Annotated in this window: 17 protein-coding genes; 6 read left to right on the top strand and 11 right to left on the bottom strand. The window is 72.7% G+C overall.

Annotated features, from left to right (window positions below; genetic code table 11):
- Positions 1–138: 138 nt before the first annotated feature.
- The 5 genes from NITAL_RS09330 to NITAL_RS09310 form a co-directional block, all read right to left on the bottom strand.
- Complete coding sequence (locus NITAL_RS09330; RefSeq protein ID WP_052665996.1) at positions 139–1,023, bottom strand: PaaX family transcriptional regulator; 885 nt, start codon at positions 1,021–1,023, stop codon at positions 139–141.
- Positions 1,020–1,430, bottom strand: coding sequence for a RidA family protein (locus NITAL_RS09325; protein WP_052665995.1), 411 nt, complete (start codon positions 1,428–1,430; stop codon positions 1,020–1,022). The genes NITAL_RS09330 and NITAL_RS09325 overlap by 4 nt, the downstream gene beginning before the upstream one ends.
- Before the next feature lie 98 nt (positions 1,431–1,528).
- Entirely contained in the window at positions 1,529–2,359 is an 831-nt protein-coding gene (locus tag NITAL_RS09320) for an enoyl-CoA hydratase family protein (RefSeq protein ID WP_052665994.1), read from the bottom strand.
- Positions 2,356–3,126, bottom strand: coding sequence for an SDR family NAD(P)-dependent oxidoreductase (locus tag NITAL_RS09315; protein ID WP_052665993.1), 771 nt, complete (start codon positions 3,124–3,126; stop codon positions 2,356–2,358). The genes NITAL_RS09320 and NITAL_RS09315 overlap by 4 nt, the downstream gene beginning before the upstream one ends.
- On the bottom strand, positions 3,119–4,258 hold the full coding sequence (locus tag NITAL_RS09310; RefSeq protein ID WP_052665992.1) for an acyl-CoA dehydrogenase family protein: 1,140 nt from the start codon (positions 4,256–4,258) through the stop codon (positions 3,119–3,121). Before NITAL_RS09310 ends, NITAL_RS09315 begins: the two co-directional genes overlap by 8 nt.
- Before the next feature lie 154 nt (positions 4,259–4,412).
- On the opposite strand from NITAL_RS09310, the gene NITAL_RS09305 reads away from it, so the two are divergent.
- From NITAL_RS09305 to NITAL_RS09280, 6 genes are read left to right on the top strand one after another with little or no spacing between them, the layout of a single operon-like run.
- Positions 4,413–6,647 (top strand): oxidoreductase, encoded by a 2,235-nt coding sequence (locus NITAL_RS09305; RefSeq protein ID WP_052665991.1) that lies wholly within the window; start codon positions 4,413–4,415, stop codon positions 6,645–6,647.
- Between the two features lie 32 nt (positions 6,648–6,679).
- A complete protein-coding gene (locus NITAL_RS09300; RefSeq protein ID WP_052665990.1) occupies positions 6,680–7,549 on the top strand; it encodes an LLM class flavin-dependent oxidoreductase in 870 nt (289 codons plus the stop codon).
- Positions 7,546–9,141, top strand: coding sequence for an AMP-binding protein (locus NITAL_RS09295; protein WP_052665989.1), 1,596 nt, complete (start codon positions 7,546–7,548; stop codon positions 9,139–9,141). Before NITAL_RS09300 ends, NITAL_RS09295 begins: the two co-directional genes overlap by 4 nt.
- A 54-nt stretch (positions 9,142–9,195) precedes the next feature.
- Entirely contained in the window at positions 9,196–9,969 is a 774-nt protein-coding gene (locus NITAL_RS09290) for a cyclase family protein (RefSeq protein ID WP_052665988.1), read from the top strand.
- Positions 9,969–11,624: a thiamine pyrophosphate-binding protein gene (locus NITAL_RS09285; RefSeq protein ID WP_052665987.1), complete on the top strand. Its 1,656-nt coding sequence runs from the start codon at positions 9,969–9,971 to the stop codon at positions 11,622–11,624. Before NITAL_RS09290 ends, NITAL_RS09285 begins: the two co-directional genes overlap by 1 nt.
- 11 nt (positions 11,625–11,635) lie before the next feature.
- Positions 11,636–12,406 (top strand): IclR family transcriptional regulator, encoded by a 771-nt coding sequence (locus tag NITAL_RS09280; RefSeq protein ID WP_052665986.1) that lies wholly within the window; start codon positions 11,636–11,638, stop codon positions 12,404–12,406.
- Between the two features lie 72 nt (positions 12,407–12,478).
- Here NITAL_RS09280 and NITAL_RS09275 read toward each other — a convergent pair whose 3' ends face one another.
- From NITAL_RS09275 to NITAL_RS09250, 6 genes are all read right to left on the bottom strand, one after another.
- The gene (locus NITAL_RS09275; protein ID WP_211262306.1) at positions 12,479–13,087 is read right to left on the bottom strand and encodes a maleylpyruvate isomerase family mycothiol-dependent enzyme; all 609 of its coding nucleotides are present in this window, start codon (positions 13,085–13,087) and stop codon (positions 12,479–12,481) included.
- The gene (locus NITAL_RS09270; RefSeq protein ID WP_052665985.1) at positions 13,084–13,902 is read right to left on the bottom strand and encodes a fumarylacetoacetate hydrolase family protein; all 819 of its coding nucleotides are present in this window, start codon (positions 13,900–13,902) and stop codon (positions 13,084–13,086) included. Before NITAL_RS09270 ends, NITAL_RS09275 begins: the two co-directional genes overlap by 4 nt.
- Entirely contained in the window at positions 13,899–15,014 is a 1,116-nt protein-coding gene (locus NITAL_RS09265; protein ID WP_052665984.1) for a cupin domain-containing protein, read from the bottom strand. Before NITAL_RS09265 ends, NITAL_RS09270 begins: the two co-directional genes overlap by 4 nt.
- A gap of 104 nt (positions 15,015–15,118) precedes the next feature.
- Complete coding sequence (locus NITAL_RS09260) at positions 15,119–16,783, bottom strand: (2,3-dihydroxybenzoyl)adenylate synthase (RefSeq protein WP_157041732.1); 1,665 nt, start codon at positions 16,781–16,783, stop codon at positions 15,119–15,121.
- Positions 16,784–16,877: 94 nt separating this feature from the next.
- The gene (locus NITAL_RS09255) at positions 16,878–18,353 is read right to left on the bottom strand and encodes an ATP-binding cassette domain-containing protein (protein WP_052665983.1); all 1,476 of its coding nucleotides are present in this window, start codon (positions 18,351–18,353) and stop codon (positions 16,878–16,880) included.
- Positions 18,354–19,382 (bottom strand): branched-chain amino acid ABC transporter permease, encoded by a 1,029-nt coding sequence (locus NITAL_RS09250; protein ID WP_052665982.1) that lies wholly within the window; start codon positions 19,380–19,382, stop codon positions 18,354–18,356.

Genomic DNA, 19,382 nt, shown 5'->3' with positions numbered 1-19,382 from the left:
CGGCAACTAGACTAACCGGTCAGTCAGGCATGGTCAACGGAGCAAGGTGGGCTCGCCGCCGAGGGCCGCATCGTGACCGTGCTCACCAGCGACGACGGCCGCGACCTGCTGACCGGTGGGGGCGCCGGTGAGGGGGGCTCAGCCCGTTGCCGCCGAGGACCCGGTCGGCAGCCGGAGGGTCAGCTCGTCCTGCACGTGCCGGCGGGCGACCGGTTCGAGGACCTCGCGCAGGTCCTGGAAGAGCGTCGCCGCCTCGGTGCCCTCCCAGTCGTCCGGCAGCAGCTCGGTGGGCAGGCCCGGATCGACGTAAGGGAGCTTGCGCCACTCGTGCAGGCCCGTCACGAAGTCGGCGAACGCCCGGGCGGTGTCCCGCGCCCGAGGGGCGCCCCGGTAGCCGTCGAGCACCGGCGTGAACTCCTCCAGGAAGCTGCGGTAGGCCGTGCGCATCCGCTCGACGTCCCAGCAGCGGTCGATCAGCTCGGACGCGTCGCCGAACTCCTCGTGGTGGGCACGGAAGAGGTCGACGTGCGCCTCGAGCCCGAGCTGGACCACCAGCTGTCGGGTCTGGCCGAGCACCCGCGACGGCGCGATCCACACCCCGCCACCGAGGCTGCCGAACCCCAGCCACGCCAACCGGCTGCGCAACTGGTGGCGCTGCTCGCGGATCTGCTCGGGGACCGAGAAGCTCGCCAGAACCCAGCCGTCTTCGAGCCGGGCGGGTTCGAGGATCGAGTAGATGCGTTGGTCCCCCTCGGCCAGCAGCTGCAGGGCGGTGTCGGTCAGCTCGTACCCGACCCGGCCCTCGACCTTCCGCCTGGCCAGCAGCCCGTTGCGGCTGAACCGCGAGACGGCCAGGCGCACGGCCTGTTCCTCGACGCCGACCGCGGCGAGCAGGCGGACCAGGTCGGCGACGGCCACCCATCCGCCGAGGTCGCGGACGAAAGCGCCGTACACGTCGAGGAGCACGGACTTGGACCGCATCGGGCGTGCCGCGTGACCTCCTCCGCCCGCGACGGTGCTCATGCGTCCGCTCCACGGGCGATCACGGCGGTGGCGACGATCTCGATCACCGCGTCGGGGTCGAGCAGCTCGGCGATCCCGAACAAGGCGATGGCCGGGAAGTGCTTGCCGAGCACCTCGCGGTACGCGGCCCCGAGCTCCTTCGGCGCCGCCCGGTAGGCGGCCACGTCGGTGACGAACAGCTGCATGCTGACGACGTCCTCGATGTGTGCGCCGGCGTGCTCGAGCACCGTCACGAGGTTGCGGAGCGCCTGGCGGAACTGCGCCACGAGCCCCTCGTCGAGCGACCCGTCGCCGTGGTGGCCGGTCTGCCCGCCGAGCCAGACGGTGCGGCCCGGGGGCGACACCACCGCGTGCGAGAAGCCGACCGGAGGCAACAGCCCTTCCGGGTTGATCTGCTGGTGGGTCATCGGGCCGCTCCTCGCCGCAGACCAACGCGGCCGTCGTCAGCGTCGTCTGGGTGGTCCGGGACATCATCGTGGCGGGGCATCCCAGCACGGCGCGGTGGTCACCGGCCGGTCCAGGTCGGGTCGCGACGCTCGCGGTTCGCGGCCAGGAACTCGGCGTGGTCCTCGCTACGCATCAGGAACGCCTGGGTGAAGGCCTCGAGCTCGATGGCGCTCGACAGGTCCACGTCCTGCTCGCGGGTCAGCAGCTTCTTGGTCGCCGCGATCGCGAAGGTCGGCCCGTCGGCGAGGCGCCGCGCCCACGCGAGGGCCTCGGGGAGGACCTCGTCGGGTTCGACGACCCGGTTGACCAGCCCGTAGCGCTCGGCAGTCTCGGCATCGAGCCGGTCACCGAACAGCAGCAGCTCCATCGCCCGACCGAAACCGATCACGCGCGGCAGGAGGTAGGCGCACCCCATGTCGGCGCCCGCGAGCCCGACCTTGGTGAACAGGAAGTGCCACGCCGCCGGCCGGGCCATGATCCGCAGGTCGGCGGCCAGCGCGATGACGGCGCCCGCGCCGGCGGTGGTGCCGTTGATCGCGGCGATCACCGGGATGGGCAGCTCGCGGAGGTTGCGGACCACCGCGCCCGTCATCCGGGTGAAGTCGGTGACGCGCCGGTTGTCGCCGTGGTCGAGCAGCTCACCGATGATGTCCTCGACGTCGCCACCCGAGCAGAACCCGCGGCCCTCGCCGGTCAGCACGAGCGCGTGCACGTCGTCGCGGTGCTCGAGCTCGGCCAGAAGATCGCGGAGGTCGGCGTAGACGTCCAGGGTCAGCGCGTTCAACCGGTCCGGTCGGTCGAAGGTGAGCACGCCCACCCCCTCGTGCACCTCGAAGCGGAAGTGCTGCCAGTCGGCCGTGAACGGCGCCGAGGCGCGGAAACGGGTCACCAGTGTCCTCCTCCGTCGAGCACGAGCGCGTGGCCGTTGACCGCCACGGTCAGGTCGGAGACGAGGTAGGCGACCGCGTCGGCCACCTCGTCGGGTTCGAGCAGCCGCCCGAGCCGGGAGCTGCGTTCGAGCTCGGCCCGCGCCTCGTCGGCGTCCCGGCCGGTGGCCGCCTCGATCCGTTCGAGGGTGGCCGCGGTCATGTCGGTGCGCACGAAGTGGGGGCACACCGCGTTGACGGTGACCCCGCGGCCGGCGACCTCAGCCGCGACCGCGCGCACCAGGCCGACGGCGGCGTGCTTCGCGGCCGCGTAGGCGCTGACGTAGGGGCTGCCCGACAGCCCGGCGGTCGAGGCGACGACGACCGCGCGGCCGTGGCCACGGGCGACCATGCCGGGCACGAAGGCCCGCAGCGCGAGGAACGCGCCCGTGGCGTTGACGTCGACCTCGCGGCGCCAGACGTCGACGCTCGTCCGCTGCAGCGGCGCGGCGCTCGAGGTACCCGCGTTGTAGACGAGCACGTCAACCTCCGGCTCGGCCTCGGCGAGCGCGGCGGTGGCCTCCTCGTCGGTCGCGTCGACCACGGCGGTGCGGACCGACAGCCCGTCGTCGACGAGGCCCCCGCGCAGCGCCCCGAGCGCGTCCGGCGACCGACCGGTGGCGAGCACGTCGAGACCGTCGGTGACCAGCCGCCGCACGATCGCCCGACCGATGCCACGGGACCCGCCGACCACGACCGCCTGACGGGCCCCTCGAGGATGCTCACCCATCCCGGTACAGCTCCCGCGCGATGATGGTCCGCTGGATCTCCGAGGTGCCCTCGTAGATGCGCAGGGCCCGCACCTCGCGGTAGAGCCCCTCGAGGAGGTGGCCGCGCTCGAGGCCCCGGGCGCCGAGCACCTGCACGGCCCCGTCGATCACCTGCTGGGCCATCTCGGTCGCGAACAGCTTCGCCATGGCGGCGCTGCGCGTCGGCCGGGCGCCCTCGTCGTGGAGCCAGGCCGCATCGCGGACGAGCAGCCGCGCCGCTTGGATCGACGTGGCCATGTCGGCCAGCCGGTGCGAGATGGCCTGGAAGCCGCGCAGGGGCTGGCCGAAGGCCTCGCGCGCGTCGGCGTGGTCGCGGGCGACCTCGAACGCCGCCTGCGCCAACCCGACCGCGGCCGCACCGACGCTCGGCCGGAAGCGGTCGAGCGTCGCCATCGCGACGCGGAAGCCCGCGTCGACCTCGCCGAGGACCTGGTCGGCACCGACCCGCACCCCGTCGAACGTGAGCCGGCCGATCGCGTGCGGCGCGAGCAGGTCGAGCGCGCTGCCCGACAACCCGTCCGCGTCGCCCGGGACCGCGAAGGCGGTCACGCCCCGCGCACCGGCGTCCCGGGTCGTCCGGGCGAAGACGGTGTAGACGTCAGCGTCCGGCGCGTGCGAGATCCACATCTTCTCGCCCGTCAGCCGGTAGCCGGCCCCGTCGACCTCGGCCGCCAACTCGAGCGCCGCGGCGTCGCTGCCGGCGCCCGGCTCGGTCAGGGCGAAGGCGGCCACGGCCCGCCCGGCCGCGACCTCGGGGATCCAGCGCTGCGCGAGATCCGGTGGGCCCGACTGGAGGATCGGGTAGGAACCGAGCCCCTGGACGGCCAGGGTCGTCTCGGCGACCGGGCACTCGCTCGCGAGCGCCTCCCGGATCAGGCACAGCTCGGTGGCCGCCACGCGCTGCGTCGCGGCGCCTCCGAGCTCGCGCGGGTAGAGACGGCCGGTCAGTCCGCTCGCCGCGAGCTCGGCCACCAGCGCCCGGTCCACACGCCCGTGGGTACCGGCGTCGGCGACGGGCCTGAGCCTCGCCCGAGCCAGCTCACGCAGCTGCCCGACGCGCTCCTCCCAGGGCGCGTCGTCCGTCGTTCCCACCGCTGCACCGCCCGCCGAACCGCTCGCCACGCTGTCCTCCCGCTCGCCGCCGAGTCTATCAATCTCTTTACGACCGTGACGGAGCTGATACCTTCGGCATCGGCGGCCGCCGTCGGGAGCCGGCGCCGACGTCGCGACGCGGGAGAGCGCTCGGATGCGGGTCACGTCCATCGGCGGAGGACCTGGCGGCCTGTACGCCGCGCTCCTGCTCAAGCTCGCCGACCCGTCGCACGAGGTCACGGTCCTGGAACGCAACGCCCCGGACGACACCTTCGGCTTCGGGGTGGTCTTCTCGGCCGCGACGCTCCGCGAGCTCGAGGCCGCCGACGCCGACAGCTTCCAGCGCCTCTGGGACGCGAGCGCCCGGTGGGACCCGGTGGAGGTGCGCTACGGCGGGCAGCACATCCGCGCCCACGGCAACCGCTTCGCCGCCATCTCGCGCCACCGTCTGCTGCGCATCCTGCAGGAGCGCGCGAAGGAGGTCGGGGTCGACCTGCGGTTCCACACCGAGGTGGACGAGCTCGACGCCCACCTCGACGAGGCGGACCTCGTGCTCGGCGCCGACGGCATCAACTCGCTGGTCCGCCGCCGCTTCGAGGACGTGTTCTGCCCGCAGCTGACCCGCGAGGGGTCGAAGTTCATCTGGCTCGGCACCACCCAGCGGTTCGACGCCTTCACCTTCATCTTCGAGGCCGCCGAGGCGGGCACCTTCCAGGCCCACATCTACCCCTTCAGCGAGGACCTCTCGACCTTCATCGTCGAGTGCACCGAAGACACGTGGCGCGCGGCCGGACTCGACGCCATCGACCCGGCCTCGCTGGCACCCGGCGAGTCGGACCACGCGTCGATCACGCGGCTGCAGGAGCTGTTCGCCGATCACCTCGACGGGCACGGGCTCGTCGCCAACAACTCGAAGTGGCTCGACTGGACCACGGTCCGCAACGCCACCTGGCACCACCGCAACGTCGTGCTGCTCGGGGACGCCGCGCACACGGCCCACTTCTCGATCGGTTCGGGGACGAAGCTGGCGCTCGAGGACGCCATCGCCCTGGCGGACGCGCTCGCCACCGAACCGGACCTCGAGGCGGCGCTCAAGGCCTACGAGAGCGCCCGCAAGCCCTCCGCGGACGGCATCCAGCGCGCCGCGGCCGAGAGCCTGGACTGGTTCGCCCGCTACCGCCGCTACTGGGGCTTCGAGCCGCCGCAGTTCACCTACAGCCTGTTGACCCGCAGCTCGCGCGTGGACTACGAGAACACGCGGCGACGCGATCCCGAGCTCGTCCACCAGCTCGACCGCTGGTTCGCCGGCCACGCGTCGGGCGCCGAGGCAGGCTCACTGCTCGCCCCACCGCCACCCGCGTTCACCGCGCTGCCCGTCGGGCGGGTCACGCTGCCCAACCGCCTGGCCCTGCTGATCCGCGCCGAGCCCGCCGGCACGGACGGCCGCCCGAGCCGCGAGCTGCTCACCGAGCTGCAGCAGAGCGCTCGGGCCGGCGCTGGCCTGGTGCTGGTCGACGGGGTGGCCGTCGGCGCGGACGCGCGGCGGACCCCCACCGACGCCGGTCTGTACGACGACGACCACGAGACGACGTGGCGGCAGGCGGTCGACGCGTTCCGCGAGACGGCGCCGGACGCGCGGCTCGGGTTGCGCGTGCGCCACGCCGGCCCTCGCGGAGCCGCCGCGCCGCGTACCGCCGGCAGCGACCTGCCGCTCCCGCCACCGAGGGCGTGGCCGCTGGTGGCCGCCTCGGACAGCACCTACAGCCCCGTCGGGCAGCCGGCGACCGCGTTGGACGAGCCGGGCATGGTGGCGATCCGCGACGCGTTCATGGCGGCCGCCGAGCGCGCCGCACGCGCCGGCATCGACGCGCTCGAGCTGCACGCTGCCCACGGCGAGCTGCTCGCCAGCTTCCTCTCCCCGCTCACCAACCGGCGCGACGACGCCTACGGCGGAGACGTTCACGGCCGGCTGCGGTTCCCGCTCGAGGTACTCGACGCCGTCCGTGCGGTGTGGCCCGAGGATCGGCTGCTGTCGGTCGTTTTCTCCGCGAGCGACCTGCAGCCACGGGGGCTGACCGCCGACGACGCACGCACGATCGCGCGCGAGCTGCGTGCCCACGGCGCCGACCTGCTGCACGTGGTCGCCGGCCAGACCACGCCCCGTTCCCGTCCTGAGTACGGCACGGGGTTCAACAGCCGGTGGAGCGACCTGGTGCGCAACGAGGCTGGTGGCCCGGTCATCACCTCCGGGCACCTGCCGACCATCGGCGACGTCAACCACGTCCTGATGGCGGGGCGCGCCGACGCCTGCGTGCTCGGCCTCCCGCTGCTGCCCAGCCCCGCCTGGCTGATGACCGAGGCGCACGTGCCCGCCTTGACGCGGTGCTGAACCGCGCCCACCATCCGACACAGGAGGACCCCATGCAGCTCGGCGTCGGACTCCCCACCGCGGTCCCCGGCTGCCCACCCGAGCTGCTGACGGCCTGGGCGCGCGACGCCGACCGCGGTCCGTTCGCGGCGCTCGCCACCCTCGATCGCGTCGTCTACGAGACCATCGAACCGATGGTCGCCCTCGCGGCGGCCGCAGCGGTGACCGAACGCATCGAGCTGTTGACCTGCATCCTCATCTCGCCCCTGCGCGAGACGAGCACGCTGGCCAAGCAGGTGGTGTCGTTGCACGCGCTGGCACCCGGGCGGCTGACGATCGGGATGTCCATCGGCGCGCGCGGCGACGACTACGACCGGTCGGAGTTCGCGAAGGCCGGCAGGGGCGACCGCCTGACCGAGCAGCTGGCGGCGATGCGTTCGGTCCTCGACGAGGGGGCCGTGAGCGCACCGGGGCACCCCGGTGCGCCCCCGGTCCTGGTGGGCGGCGGTGCGGGATCCTCGTTCTCGCGGGTCGCGCAGCTCGCGGACGGCTGGATCCACAACGGCAGCCCACCACGGGTGTTCGAGCGCGAGGTCGCCGAGGTGCGGGCCGCGTGGGCCGACGCCGGCCGCGTCGGCGAACCGCAGATCCGGTCCATGGCGTACTACGCGCTGGGGGACGCCGCCACGGCCGGTCGCGACTACCTGCTCGACTACTACGCGTTCACCGGCGCGTTCGCGCCCCGGATCGCCGACGGGCTGCTGACCAGTCCCCTCGAGATCCGCGAGTACGTCCAGGCCTACGAGGACGCCGGCTGCGACCAGCTGCTGCTGTTCCCGACGGTGCCCGTGCTCGAGCAACTGCACGCGCTGGCGGACCTGGTTGGGAGCAGCCGCTCGGCGCAGGGAGGCAGCCACCCATGACCGACCGCACCGCCTACATCGACACCTTCGTCAGCGACCGGCTACCGGCGCCCGAAGCCAGGCCGGTCCTGCTCGACCACGTGCTCGACTACCCGGCCGAGCTCAACTGCGCCGCCGAGCTGCTCGACGGCACGATCGCCCGCCACGGCGGCGACCGTCCCTGTCTTCGCACGCCGACGGAGACCTGGACGTACGAACAGACACGGGCGCGCGTCGACGCCATCGCGCGTGTGCTGGTGGACGACCACGGGGTGCAGCCCGGCAACCGGGTCCTGCTGCGGGGGCCGAACGACGTCTGGCTGGCCGCGTGCTGGCTCGCCGTCCTGAAGGCCGGTGGCATCGTGGTGGCGACGATGCCGCTGCTGCGTCCCGCGGAGCTGCGACCGGTACTCGCCAAGTCGCAGCCCGTGCTCGCCCTGTGCGACCACCGCTTCCTCGACGACCTGGTCGCTACGGACACCGACCTCACGGTGGTGCCCTACGGCGGCGAGGGTCCAGACGACCTGACCGCACGTGCGACGGACCGCGCCCCGTTCGACGCGGTGCCGACGAGGGCGACCGACATCGCGCTGATCGCGTTCACGTCGGGGACCACCGGCGAGCCCAAGGGCTGCGCGCACCGCCACCGGGACGTGCTCGCGATCGCCGACACCTTCTCGGCGAACCTGATCCAACCCACGCCCGAGGACGTGTTCACCGGCACGCCACCGCTCGCCTTCACGTACGGGCTCGGTCAGCTGCTGGTGTTCCCACTGCGTGCCGGCGCCTCGACGCTGCTGCTCGAGCAGGGTCCGCCGCCGGTGCTGGCGGAAGCGATCGCGGCCCACCGCGCCACCGTGTGTGGCACCTCCCCCACCGCCTACCGGGCGATGCTGCAGCTCGACGACCTCGACCTGTCGTCCCTGCGGTGCGGGGTGTCCGCCGGCGAGACCCTGCCCGAGTCGACCTGGCAGGCGTTCCACGAGCGCACCGGGGTCAAGCTCATCGACGGCATCGGGTCGACCGAGATGCTCCACATCTTCATCGCCGCAGCGGGTGACGACATCCGACCGGGCTCCACCGGCCGGCCCGTCCCCGGCTACGAGGCGACCATCCTCGACGACGCCGGTGCCGAGACCCCGCCCGGCGAGCTCGGGCGGCTCGCGGTCCGTGGGCCGACCGGGTGCCACTACCTCGACGACCCTCGGCAGCGTTCCTACGTGCAGGACGGCTGGAACCTCACCGGCGACGCCTTCGTGCGGGACGAGGACGGCTACTTCTGGTACCAGGCGCGCGCCGACGACCTGATCATCTCGGCCGGCTACAACATCGCCGGCCCCGAGGTCGAGGACGCCCTGCTCGCCCACGACGCGGTGGCCGAGGTCGCGGTGATCGGGGTCCCCGATGAACAGCGCGGACAGCTCGTCAAGGCCTACGTCGTGCCCCGCGAGGGGATCGAGGGCAGCGACGAGCTCGCGCAACAGCTCCAGGACCACGTGAAGGCCACGATCGCCCCGTACAAGTACCCGCGGAGGATCGAGTTCCGCGACGAACTACCACGCACGCAGACCGGCAAGCTGCAACGCTTCCGGTTGCGGGAGGAGGCGAGCTGACGACCGGCCGCCCCCTCGCGGAGGCGACACCGGCGACGGGCGAGGGAGGCCAGCGTGGGAACGCTGCAGGATCTGCTGGAGGGGCTCACGAGCGGCAGCATCGAGGTGATCGACCTCACCGCGCCGCTGCACCGGGGCACGCCGATCCTGGCGCTGCCGGAGGCGTTCGGGCAGACCGAACCGTTCCAGCTCCACGAGATCAGCCGCTACGACGACCGCGGCCCGGCCTGGTACTGGAACAACTTCACGACCGGTGAGCACACCGGCACCCACTTCGACGCGCCGGTCCACTGGGTCACCGGGCAGGACGGCGACGACGTCTCGCAGGTGGCACCCCGTCGGCTCGTCGGCCCGGCGGTGGTCGTCGACCGCGTCGCACAGGCCACGGCGGACCCCGACTACCTCCTCGAGGTGGCGGACCTCGAGGCGTGGCAGGACGAGCACGGTCCCCTGCCTGCCGGCGGATGGCTGCTGTACCGCACCGGCTGGGACGCCCGCAGCGACGACCCCGAGGCGTTCGCGAACGCCGACGACACCGGCCCGCACACGCCCGGCATGTCGGTCGAGTGCGCGCGCTACCTGGCCGAAGAGACCGACCTGCTCGGGATCGGGGTCGAGACCGTCGGTACCGACGCGGGCGCGGGCCACGCCTTCGATCCGCCGTTCCCGTGCCACGCGTTCCTGCTCGGTGCCGGCAAGTACGGCCTGACGCAGCTGCAGAACGTCGGTCTGTTGCCGCCGACGGGCGCCGTGGTGCTCGCGGCGCCCCTCCCCATCGTCGGCGGGTCGGGCAGCCCGTCACGCGTGCTGGCGCTGGTCGAACGCTGATGGCCGCCAGCGTGGCGGAGGTCGTCGGCCGGACCGTGGTCGACCTCGGCGTCGAGCAGGTCTTCGGGGTGGTCGGCAGCGGCAACTTCCACGTGACGAACGCCATGCTCGAGGCCGGCGCTCGCTACGTCGCGGCCCGTCACGAGGGCGGTGCCGCGACGATGGCTGACGCCTACGCCCGGCTGAGCGGGACGGTGGCGGCGCTGAGCCTCCACCAGGGGTGTGGGCTGACCAACGCCCTCACCGGCATCACGGAGGCCGCCAAGAGCCGAACGCCCCTCCTGGTCCTGGCCGGCGAGACCGCCGCTGGCGCGATCGCCTCCAACTTCCGCATCGATCAGCCGGCGCTGGCGACGGCGGTCGGCGCCGTCCCGATGCGGGTCACCAGCGGGGCGACCGCGGTCCGCGAGACCGTTGAGGCGTACCGTTGTGCGCAGGAGGAGCGCCGGACCGTCCTGCTGGGCCTGCCCCTCGACGTCCAGGCGGCCGCGGTCCCCGACGAGGCGACGGCCGCTGCGGTGCGTCGTCCGTCGACGCTGCCGGCCCCCTCCGCCGACGCGGTGGACGAGCTGACGACCATCCTCGCCGACGCCCGCCGGCCGGTCCTGATCGCGGGTCGGGGGGCGCGGCACGCCGGTCCCGAGCTGCGGGACCTCGCGGCAGCGTGCGGCGCGCTCCTCGCCACCTCCGCCGTGGCCAAGGGGCTGTTCCAGGGCGACCAGTGGGACCTCGACGTCGCGGGCGGCTTCTCGACGCCAACCGCGGCGGACCTGATCCGCGGCGCCGACGTGGTGGTCGCCTTCGGTTGCGGGCTGAACATGTGGACCACCCGCCACGGCCGGCTGCTGGCGCCCGACGCCACGCTCGTGCAGGTCGACCTCGATCGTGACGCGCTCGGCCGACACCGTCCCATCGCGCTCGGCGTGGTCGCCGACACGGGGCTGACCGCGCAGGCGGTCGCCGCCACCCTCGCCGACCGCGGTGGCGACCCGGCCGGCCAGGGCTACCGGCAACCCGAGGTCGCCGAGCGGCTCGACGCGGGGAGGCGCTGGCGCGACGAGCCCTACGAGGACTGGGGCGACGCGCACCACATCGACCCGCGGACGCTGACGATCGCGCTCGACGACCTCCTCCCGACCGAACGGGTCGTCGCGGTCGACTCCGGCAACTTCATGGGCTACCCGAGCATGTTCCTCGACGTGCCGGACGAGCGCGGGTTCTGCTTCACGCAGGCCTTCCAGTCGATCGGGCTCGGCCTCGCGACGGGCATCGGCGCCGCGCTCGCACAACCGGACCGGGTGCCGGTCATCGCCGTCGGCGATGGCGGGCTGACGATGGCCGCCAGCGAGCTCGAGACGCTCGCACGGTTGGCGTTGCCCGCGGTGGTCGTCGTGTACGACGACAGTGGGTACGGCGCCGAGGTCCACCACTTCGGGGCGGACGCACGTCTCGACACGGTGGTCTTCCCCCCGACCGACCACGCCGCCATCGCCCGCGGCTACGGCCTGGACGCCGTCACCGTCCGCCGGACCGACGACCTCGAGCCGGTGGAACGGTGGGTCGACGGCTGGCGCGACCGTCCACTCCTGATCGATGCCAAGGTCGCCAGCCCTCGCGGATCGTGGTGGCTCGAGGAGGCCTTCCGTGGCCACTGAGGAGGCGCTCCGTGGCTGCTGACGGGGCCGCCAGACCGGTCCCGGACTACCCCATCACCTCCGTCGACCACGCGTTGCGGCTCGTCCTGCTGCTGCAGCGCGAGGGGGCACTGGGCGTCCGGGACGCGGCCGTGGCGCTCGGCGTCTCGCCGTCGAAGGCGCACCGGTTGCTCGCCATGCTCGTCTACCGCGGGTTCGCCGACCAGGGGCCCGACCGGCGCTACCACCCGGGGCCCGTGCTGCACCGCACACCACACGCCGCCGCCTCCGTCGTCACCCTGCGGCAGCTCGCTCGCCGTCACCTCGAGGCCCTGGTCGACGAGGTCGACGAGACCGTCAACCTGACGATCCTGTCCGGCACGGCCGTGCACTTCATCCTGACCGTGCAGGCCGACCGGGCCCTCCGGTCGGGGGACCGCACCGGTGCGTCGCTGCCGGCCCACCGGACCTCCGGCGGGAAGGTCCTGCTCGCCACGCTCGCCGAGGAGGAGCTCGCCGCGGTCTACGCCGGGGTGGCGGGCGTCGAGCTCGAGGCCCTCCTCGTCGAGCTCGAGCAGGTCCGCCGGCGCGGCTACGCCATCAACGACCAGCAGACCGAGACGGGGCTGTCCGCCGTGGGAGTGCTCGTCCCGGCTCCCGCGGGCGTCGCACCAGCCGCCGTGTCCATCGCCTCACCCACGGGCCGTTTCGAGCGCGGCCGGATCCCGAGCTGGGTGCGAGCCCTGCGTGTCACCGCCGACCGCATCGCCGACGAGCTCACACGCGCCCACCGCTCGGGCTGACGCGGCGCCTGTCCATGTCCACGTGGACTCCGGTCACCCCACGACGGACGGCGTCCGAAGATGCGGTCGGGGTCAGATCCAGGGGCCGAGCTGCTCCCCGCTGGTCCCTCGGCCGGTGAGCCACGCCGCCAGCGTCGGCGCCTCGCCGCGCCGCAACCTGAGCGCGACCACGTCGTGGACGAGCGCGACCACCAGCTCGTCGGGGAGGTCCTCGAACTGCGCCCCCGCCGGGAGGTCGATCGCGTGGACCGCGACCTCACGTGACCGCATCCACAGGATCTCGCTCGCTGGGACGGTCCGGCCCTGCGCGGTGACGACGGACCGTTCCCAGGCCTCGCCGGACATCGCGTCGAGGTCCCTGGCGAGCGCCTCGGCCGACCGCCCGACCAGCTCCCGGAGCTCCGTCGGGGACAGGCCCGCGGTCCGCTCGATGTCGGCGTCGCGCTGGCTGCTGCTGGCGTACATCGGCGTCTCGACCCCGGTGGTCGCCCACGTCACGAGGTTGCGGAGCGCCTCGGCGTTGAGGTGCACGTGCGCGACGATCTCGCGGGCCCGCCACCCTGGCAGCGCGGTCGGCTGCTCCCAGGCGGCCTCGGGGAGCTCGTCGACGGCCGCGAGGAAGGTCGCGGTGGCCTCGTCCATCCACCGTCGCGTCGCGTGCCGGTCGCGACCGGTCGTCACGCGCGGACCACCGGGTTCTCGCAGCGTCCGAGCCCGTCGATCTCCGTCACCAGGACGTCGCCGTCGCGCAGGTACCGCGGGGGCTTCCGGGCGTGCCCGACACCGCCGGGGGTCCCGGTGATGATGACGTCGCCGGGCTGGAGGGTCAGGATGGTCGAGGCGTAGGTGACGAGCGCGACCGGATCGAAGACCAGCTCGGAGGTGTCGGCCTCCTGCATCTTCTCGCCTCCCACGATGGTGCGGATGGCGAGCTCGGGTCGAGTGCCGCCCGGCAGCTCGTCGGGCGTGACCAGGAACGGGCCCAGCGGCGTCGTGGCCTCGAAGGTCTTGCCCTGCAGCCACTGCTTCGTGCGGTACTGCCAGTCACGGATGGTGACGTCGTTGCAGACGGTGAAGCCCGCGATGGCCGCCGACGCCGCCTCCTCGTCGGCGTGACGGACCGGCCGGCCGATGACGAGCGCGAGCTCGGCCTCCCAGTCGAGCGCCTCCGACACCGCCGGGAGCTGGACCGGGTCGTGAGGACCGATCAGCGCCTCGGTGAACTTCGCGAACAGCGTCGGGTGCTCGGGGAGCTCACGTCCCATCTCGCGGATGTGCGGCGCGTAGTTCAGGCCGACGCAGATGATCTTGCCGGGACGGGGCACGACCGGGGCGAGATCGCCCTGGACCCGGTCCCCGTCCGCCGACGCGCGGTCCGACCAGTCGTCGAGCGCGAGCAGTTCGCCGACGTCGGCAGCCCCGAGGTCGACGTACCCCTCCTCTTCGACGCGGACGGCGCGGGTGCCGTGGGAGGTGCGGATGGTGGCGAGCTTCACGGTGTGGTCCCTTCGACCTCGACCCGATCGAGGTCGAGGCGTTCGATGATCGGTGCGTCGGAGAACCGGAACAGGTCGAGGCCCTCGGCCGTCTCGGCCGCGAACGGCTGCCAGGACGGCACGACGAAGAGATCGCCACGCTCGACGTCCCAGCGGCGGCCACCCACGTCGACGGTGCCGCCGCCGTCGAAGACCTGGAACACCGACGAGCCCACCTCCCGGCGGGTCGCCGTGCGCGTGTCGGGGGCCAACCGGTGGAACTCCGCCCGCAGCGTGCGCATGACGTCGCCGCCGCTGGTCGGGTTCACGTACCGGATCGCAGCGTGTCCCGGTTCGAGCGTGGCCGTGTACCCCTCCGCCTCCAGGGCCAACTGCTCGTCGAGGGCCCGGTCGGTGTGCTCCCACCGGTAGGCGAGCAGCGGCGTGGCAGCGGCGGGCCCGAGCTGGGTCAACGGCCGCAGCCCGGGGTGGGCCCAGAGGCGTTCCGACCGCGACCGTTCGGGGCTCTCACGCTGCTCGATCTCGTCGGGACCGAACTCGAAGAAGGTCGACTCGACGTGGCGGGCGAAGGGGATGTCCAGACCGTCGATCCACGCCATCGGCTCGGAGCTGACGTTGTGGTGCCCGTGCCAGTTCCACCCCGCTTGTGGGAGGAAGTCGCCGCGCCGCATCGCGACCGGGTCGCCGTTGACCACCGTCCACACCCCCTCCCCTTCGACCACGAAACGGAAGGCGTGCTGGGTGTGGCGGTGGACCGGCGCGTCCTCGAACGGCTTGAGGTACTGGATCGCGGCCCACAGGGTCGGGGTGGCGAACGGCCGTCCGCCGAGCCCCGGGTTCGCCAGCGCCAGCACCCGGCGCTCGCCGCCGCGACCGACCGGGACGAGGTCGCCGGTCCGCTCCGCGAGCGCGAGGAGGTGCTTCCAGCGCCAGAGGTGGGCGACGGCGCTCGAGTCCGGCGCCCCGGGCATGAGGTCACCGATCTCGGTCCACAGCGGCACGAGCGACTCGACCTCGAGGCCGCGGTAGAGCTCCGCGAGCTCCGGGGTCGGGTGGGGCTGCCCGGGCGCATCCACCACCTCGAGCTTCACGGCTGACTCGATCGGCGACATCGGCCTCTCCTGATGTTCGGGGGATCCGTGGCGCTCGGGCCACCGAGATCACGGTACGGCTGGTGCTCTCCCGCGGAACGTGCTGTTCTGATGGGCAGAACGCCTCACGGGGCGGTGGCGGCCTCCAGCCTGCGGAGGACGTCCTCCCGGAGCGCGCGCTTGTCGATCTTGCCGACGTTGGTGGTCGGCAGCTCGTCGACCACCTCGAGCCGCTCCGGCCACTTGTACTTGGCCACCCCGCGCCGCTCGAGCTCGCCCGTGAGGTCCTCGAGCGCCAGCGTGTGCCCGTCTCTCACGATCACGTAGACGCAGGTCCGCTCGCCGAGGACTCGGTCGGGCATCGCGACGGCGGCGACGTTGCGCACGGCCGGGTGGGCGAGGAGCAGGTCCTCGACCTCCTCGGCGGAGATCTTCTCGCCGCCGCGGTTGATGAGGTCCTTGGCACGGCCCTCGACGACGAGGTTGCCGTCCGCATCCTGGCGGACGATGTCGCCGCTGCGGTACCAGCCGGCGGGCGTGAAGGCCCGCGCGTTGTGCTCCTCGGCCCGGTAGTAACCGCGCAGCGTGTAGGGGCCCTGCGTGATCAGCTCGCCCGGTTCGCCGGGGGCCACCGGGTCGCCGTGCTCGTCGACCACCGCCACCTCGTCGGCGGGGGACATGGGCCGGCCCTGGGTGGTGAACGTGATCTCGTCGGGGTCGTCGAGCCGGGTGAAGTTGAGCAGCCCCTCGGCCATGCCGAACACCTGCTGGACCGCACAGCCGAGCGCCGGGCCGATGCGTCGCGCGAGTTCGGGCACGAGCTTGGCCCCGCCGACCTGGAGCACCTCGAGGGACGAGAGGTCGGCGTCGATCTGCGCTGCGTCCTCGACCCACCGCAACGCCAGCGCGGGCACCAGCGCCGTGACCGTGACGCCCTCGCGTTCGATCAGCGGGAAGACCGCCGCCGGAGCGGGATCGGAGGTCAGCACGACCCGACCCCCGACGGACAGAGCGGCGAGCGCGCCGGGGCAGCCGAACGGGAAGTTGTGCGAGATCGGCAGCGCGACGAGGTAGACGGTGTCCCGGGTGAACCCGCACACGTCCGCCGCGCACCGGACGTTGTAGCTGTAGTCGTCGTGGGTCCGGGGGATCAGCTTCGGCAGCCCCGTGGTCCCGCCCGACAGCAGGAAGAAGGCGACCTCGGACGGGTCGGGCGCACCGGCGTCGAGGTCGCCGGCCGCGTCCGCGGCTGCGGACGGTTCGGCGAGGAGACGCTCGAACGGCACGAAGCCGGCCTCCCGCGCCGCGTCGTCCGCACCGACGACCACCACGGAGCGCAGCGGTCGGGCGGGATCCGCCAACCGGTCGCCGAGCCGCCGCGGGTCGAAGGCCTTCGGCCCGACCGCCCCCACGTACGCGACCGCCCCAGCGTGGTCGCAGAAGTAGCCGATCTCGTGCTCGCGGTGGGCCGGGAGGGCGAACACCGGGACCATCCCGAGGCGGAAGAGCGCGAACGCCGCCACGAGGAACTCGGGCACGTTGGGCAGGTGCAGCACCACCCGATCACCCCGCTCCAGCCCGAGGGCACGGAAGCCGAGCGCCGCTCGGTCGACCGTACGGTCGAGCTCGGCGTACGTGAGACGTCGGTCATCACAGACGATGGCCGTCCGGTTCGCGTTCGATACAGCCCAGAACCGGAGCAGCCCGCCGAGCGTGTCACCTCGCCAAAGGTCCGCCTGTTGGTAGCGTTCCTGCAGCTCAGCCGGCCATTCGACACACCCATCGAGCACGCTGCCGCTCCCGCTCAGAGTTCCCTTATCTAACGAAGTATACGACGACCGTGAGTCAGAACGCAATAGACGGCGCGGAACCGCGGGTGCCCAATCAAACGCCGAGGATCTCGCGCAACCGCTCGGGATCGTCGCGCAGCGCCGCCGGCTGACCCTCCCAGACGATGTGGCCCTGGTCGATGACGTAGATCCGGTCCGCCACCGATAGCGCCATCGGCACGTTCTGTTCGGCGAGGAGGACCGTCTCGCCCTCCTCGCTGAGCCTGAGCAGCGCATCCCGCACGACCGTCACCATCAGCGGCGAGAGTCCCTCGCTCGGCTCATCGAGGAGGATGAGGCCGGGGTTGCGCATGAGCACCCGCCCGAGCGCCAGCATCTGCTGCTCGCCACCGCTGAGGTGGGTGCCGATCAGGCGGCGACGGTCGGCGAGGTTGGGGAACAGCTCGTACATCCGCTCGAGCGTCCAACTGCCTGGCCTCGCCCCGATCTCGAGCTGCTCCTCGACGGTGAGGTCGGCGAGGATCCGGCGACCCTGCGGGACCAGTCCGACCCCCGACCGTGAGCGCTGGAGCGTCGAGGCGTGGGTCAGGTCATCACCACCGATCTCGATCCGCCCAGCCGTCGGCTCGACCAGCCCCATGAGCGCGTTGAGCGTCGTCGACTTGCCCATCCCGTTCCGGCCGAGCAGGCCGACGACCTCACCCTGTCGGACCTCGAGGTCCACGCCGTGCAGCACCACCGCCTGCCCGTAGCCGGCGCGCAGGTCGGTGACACGCAGGTGCGGCTGCGTCGCGACGGTCACGTCCCGCTTGACCTCGTCGAGGCTGCGGCCGCCGGTGTAGATGCGCTCGACCTCCGGGTCCTCGCGTACCTCCGCGGGCGAGCCCTGCGAGAGGACCTTGCCGAGGTGGAGGACCGTCGTCGTGTCGGCGATCCCGAGGGCGAACTCGAGGTCGTGCTCGACGATGATCATCGTCAGGCGCTCGTCGAGGCTCCGTAGGAGCGCCGCGATGCGCTCTCGCTCCGCCTGTGCGAGGCCGGCGAGCGGCTCGTCGGCGAGCAGCACCGCCGGCTCCTGCGCGAGCGCCATGGCGATCTCGAGCTGACGGTGCTCGCCGTGCGAGAGCGAGTCGGCCGGGTCGTCGGCCCGGTGGGCCAGTCCGACGAGCTCGAGCTTGGCCACGGCCGCGTCGCGCAGGCCATCGATGCGCCCCAGCGACCGCCACGCCTGCCAACGTCCTTTCCCGGCGCGAGCGAGCTTGGCGAGCATGACGTTGTCGACGACGAGATCCTCGGCGAAGAACCCGCTCGTCTGGAACGTACGGCTGATGCCGAGGCGGGCGATCCTCGCGGGGCCGTAGCGCGTGATGTCGCCCCCGTCGAAGGTGACGGTGCCCCGGGTCGCCTCGAGCTCGGAGCTGATGACCTTGAGCATGGTCGACTTGCCGGCGCCGTTCGGCCCGATGATGGCGTGGCGTTCCCCGGCCTCGAGGTCGAGGTGCACGCCGTCGAGGGCGACGACCCCGGCGAAGTGCTTGGAGACGTCCTCGAGCTGCAGCAGCGGCGGCATCTACGTCCCCTCCGCGGTCGCTGCGGACGCACCGTCTGGACGGAGCCGTCGCCAGAGGGCACCGCCCGCTGCCTGGATCGAGCGCCCGTAGTTGGTCAGCACCGTGCCGATGAGCAGCAGACCGACCATCATCTCCCACAGCTCGGTGATGTCGGTGAAGAACGACTCGAGCTGCACGAAGGCGACGGCGCCGATGGCCGCGCCCAGCAGGCTGCGCCCGCCACCGAGCAGGACCATCAACACCAGGATCCCGGACGTGACCCAGAACAGCTCACGCGGCGAGACGAACCCGCGGTGGTGGACGTGCATCGCGCCACCGAGCCCGGTGATGGCCGCGGACGCGAGGAACACCACGTAGCGGTAGGCGAAGATCGGGTAGCCGATGGCCTTGGTCTTGAGCTCGTTCTGCCGGGCTGCGGCCACGATGCGGCCGATCGGCGCGTACGCGAGCCGGTTCCCGAGGAAGATGACGAGGACGAGCAGCGCGACCGCGAAGAGGTAGAAGGTCTCGCGTCCGGAGACCCAGTCGGGACGCGGGATCCCGGCGATCCCGTCGGAGCCGCGCGTCACCTCGATCCACTGCTCCGCCACCGCGTAGAGCACCTGTGCGAAGGCGAGCGTGAGCATCACGAAGAAGATGCCGTGACTGCGGAGAGCGAGCGGTCCGGTGATCGCCGCGTACAGCACCGCGAGCACCACCGGGATGGTCAACGTCAGGAGCGGGTTTGCGGTCAGGTGCATCGTGGTGAACGCGACCCCGTAGCCAGCCAGGCCGAAGAAGGCCGCGTGCCCGAGGGAGAGCAGCCCGGCGTGGGCGATCAGCAGCGCCAGCCCGACCGCGGCGATGGCCCTCACGATGGACTCCGTGGCGAGGTAGAGCGTGAAACCGCCCTGGAGGATCGGCACGACGGCGACCACGACCACCAGCAGGGTGAGCACCGTCGGGCGCACCCAGTTCGGCGCACCGGACCGGCGCGGTGGAGGGGCCGTGAGGCCGGTCGTGGTCTCGCTGAGCGCGTCGGTGGTCAT

This window comes from Nitriliruptor alkaliphilus DSM 45188 (assembly GCF_000969705.1).
GTDB classification, from domain to species: domain Bacteria; phylum Actinomycetota; class Nitriliruptoria; order Nitriliruptorales; family Nitriliruptoraceae; genus Nitriliruptor; species Nitriliruptor alkaliphilus.
This window is presented reverse-complemented; position numbering and strand designations above follow the sequence as displayed.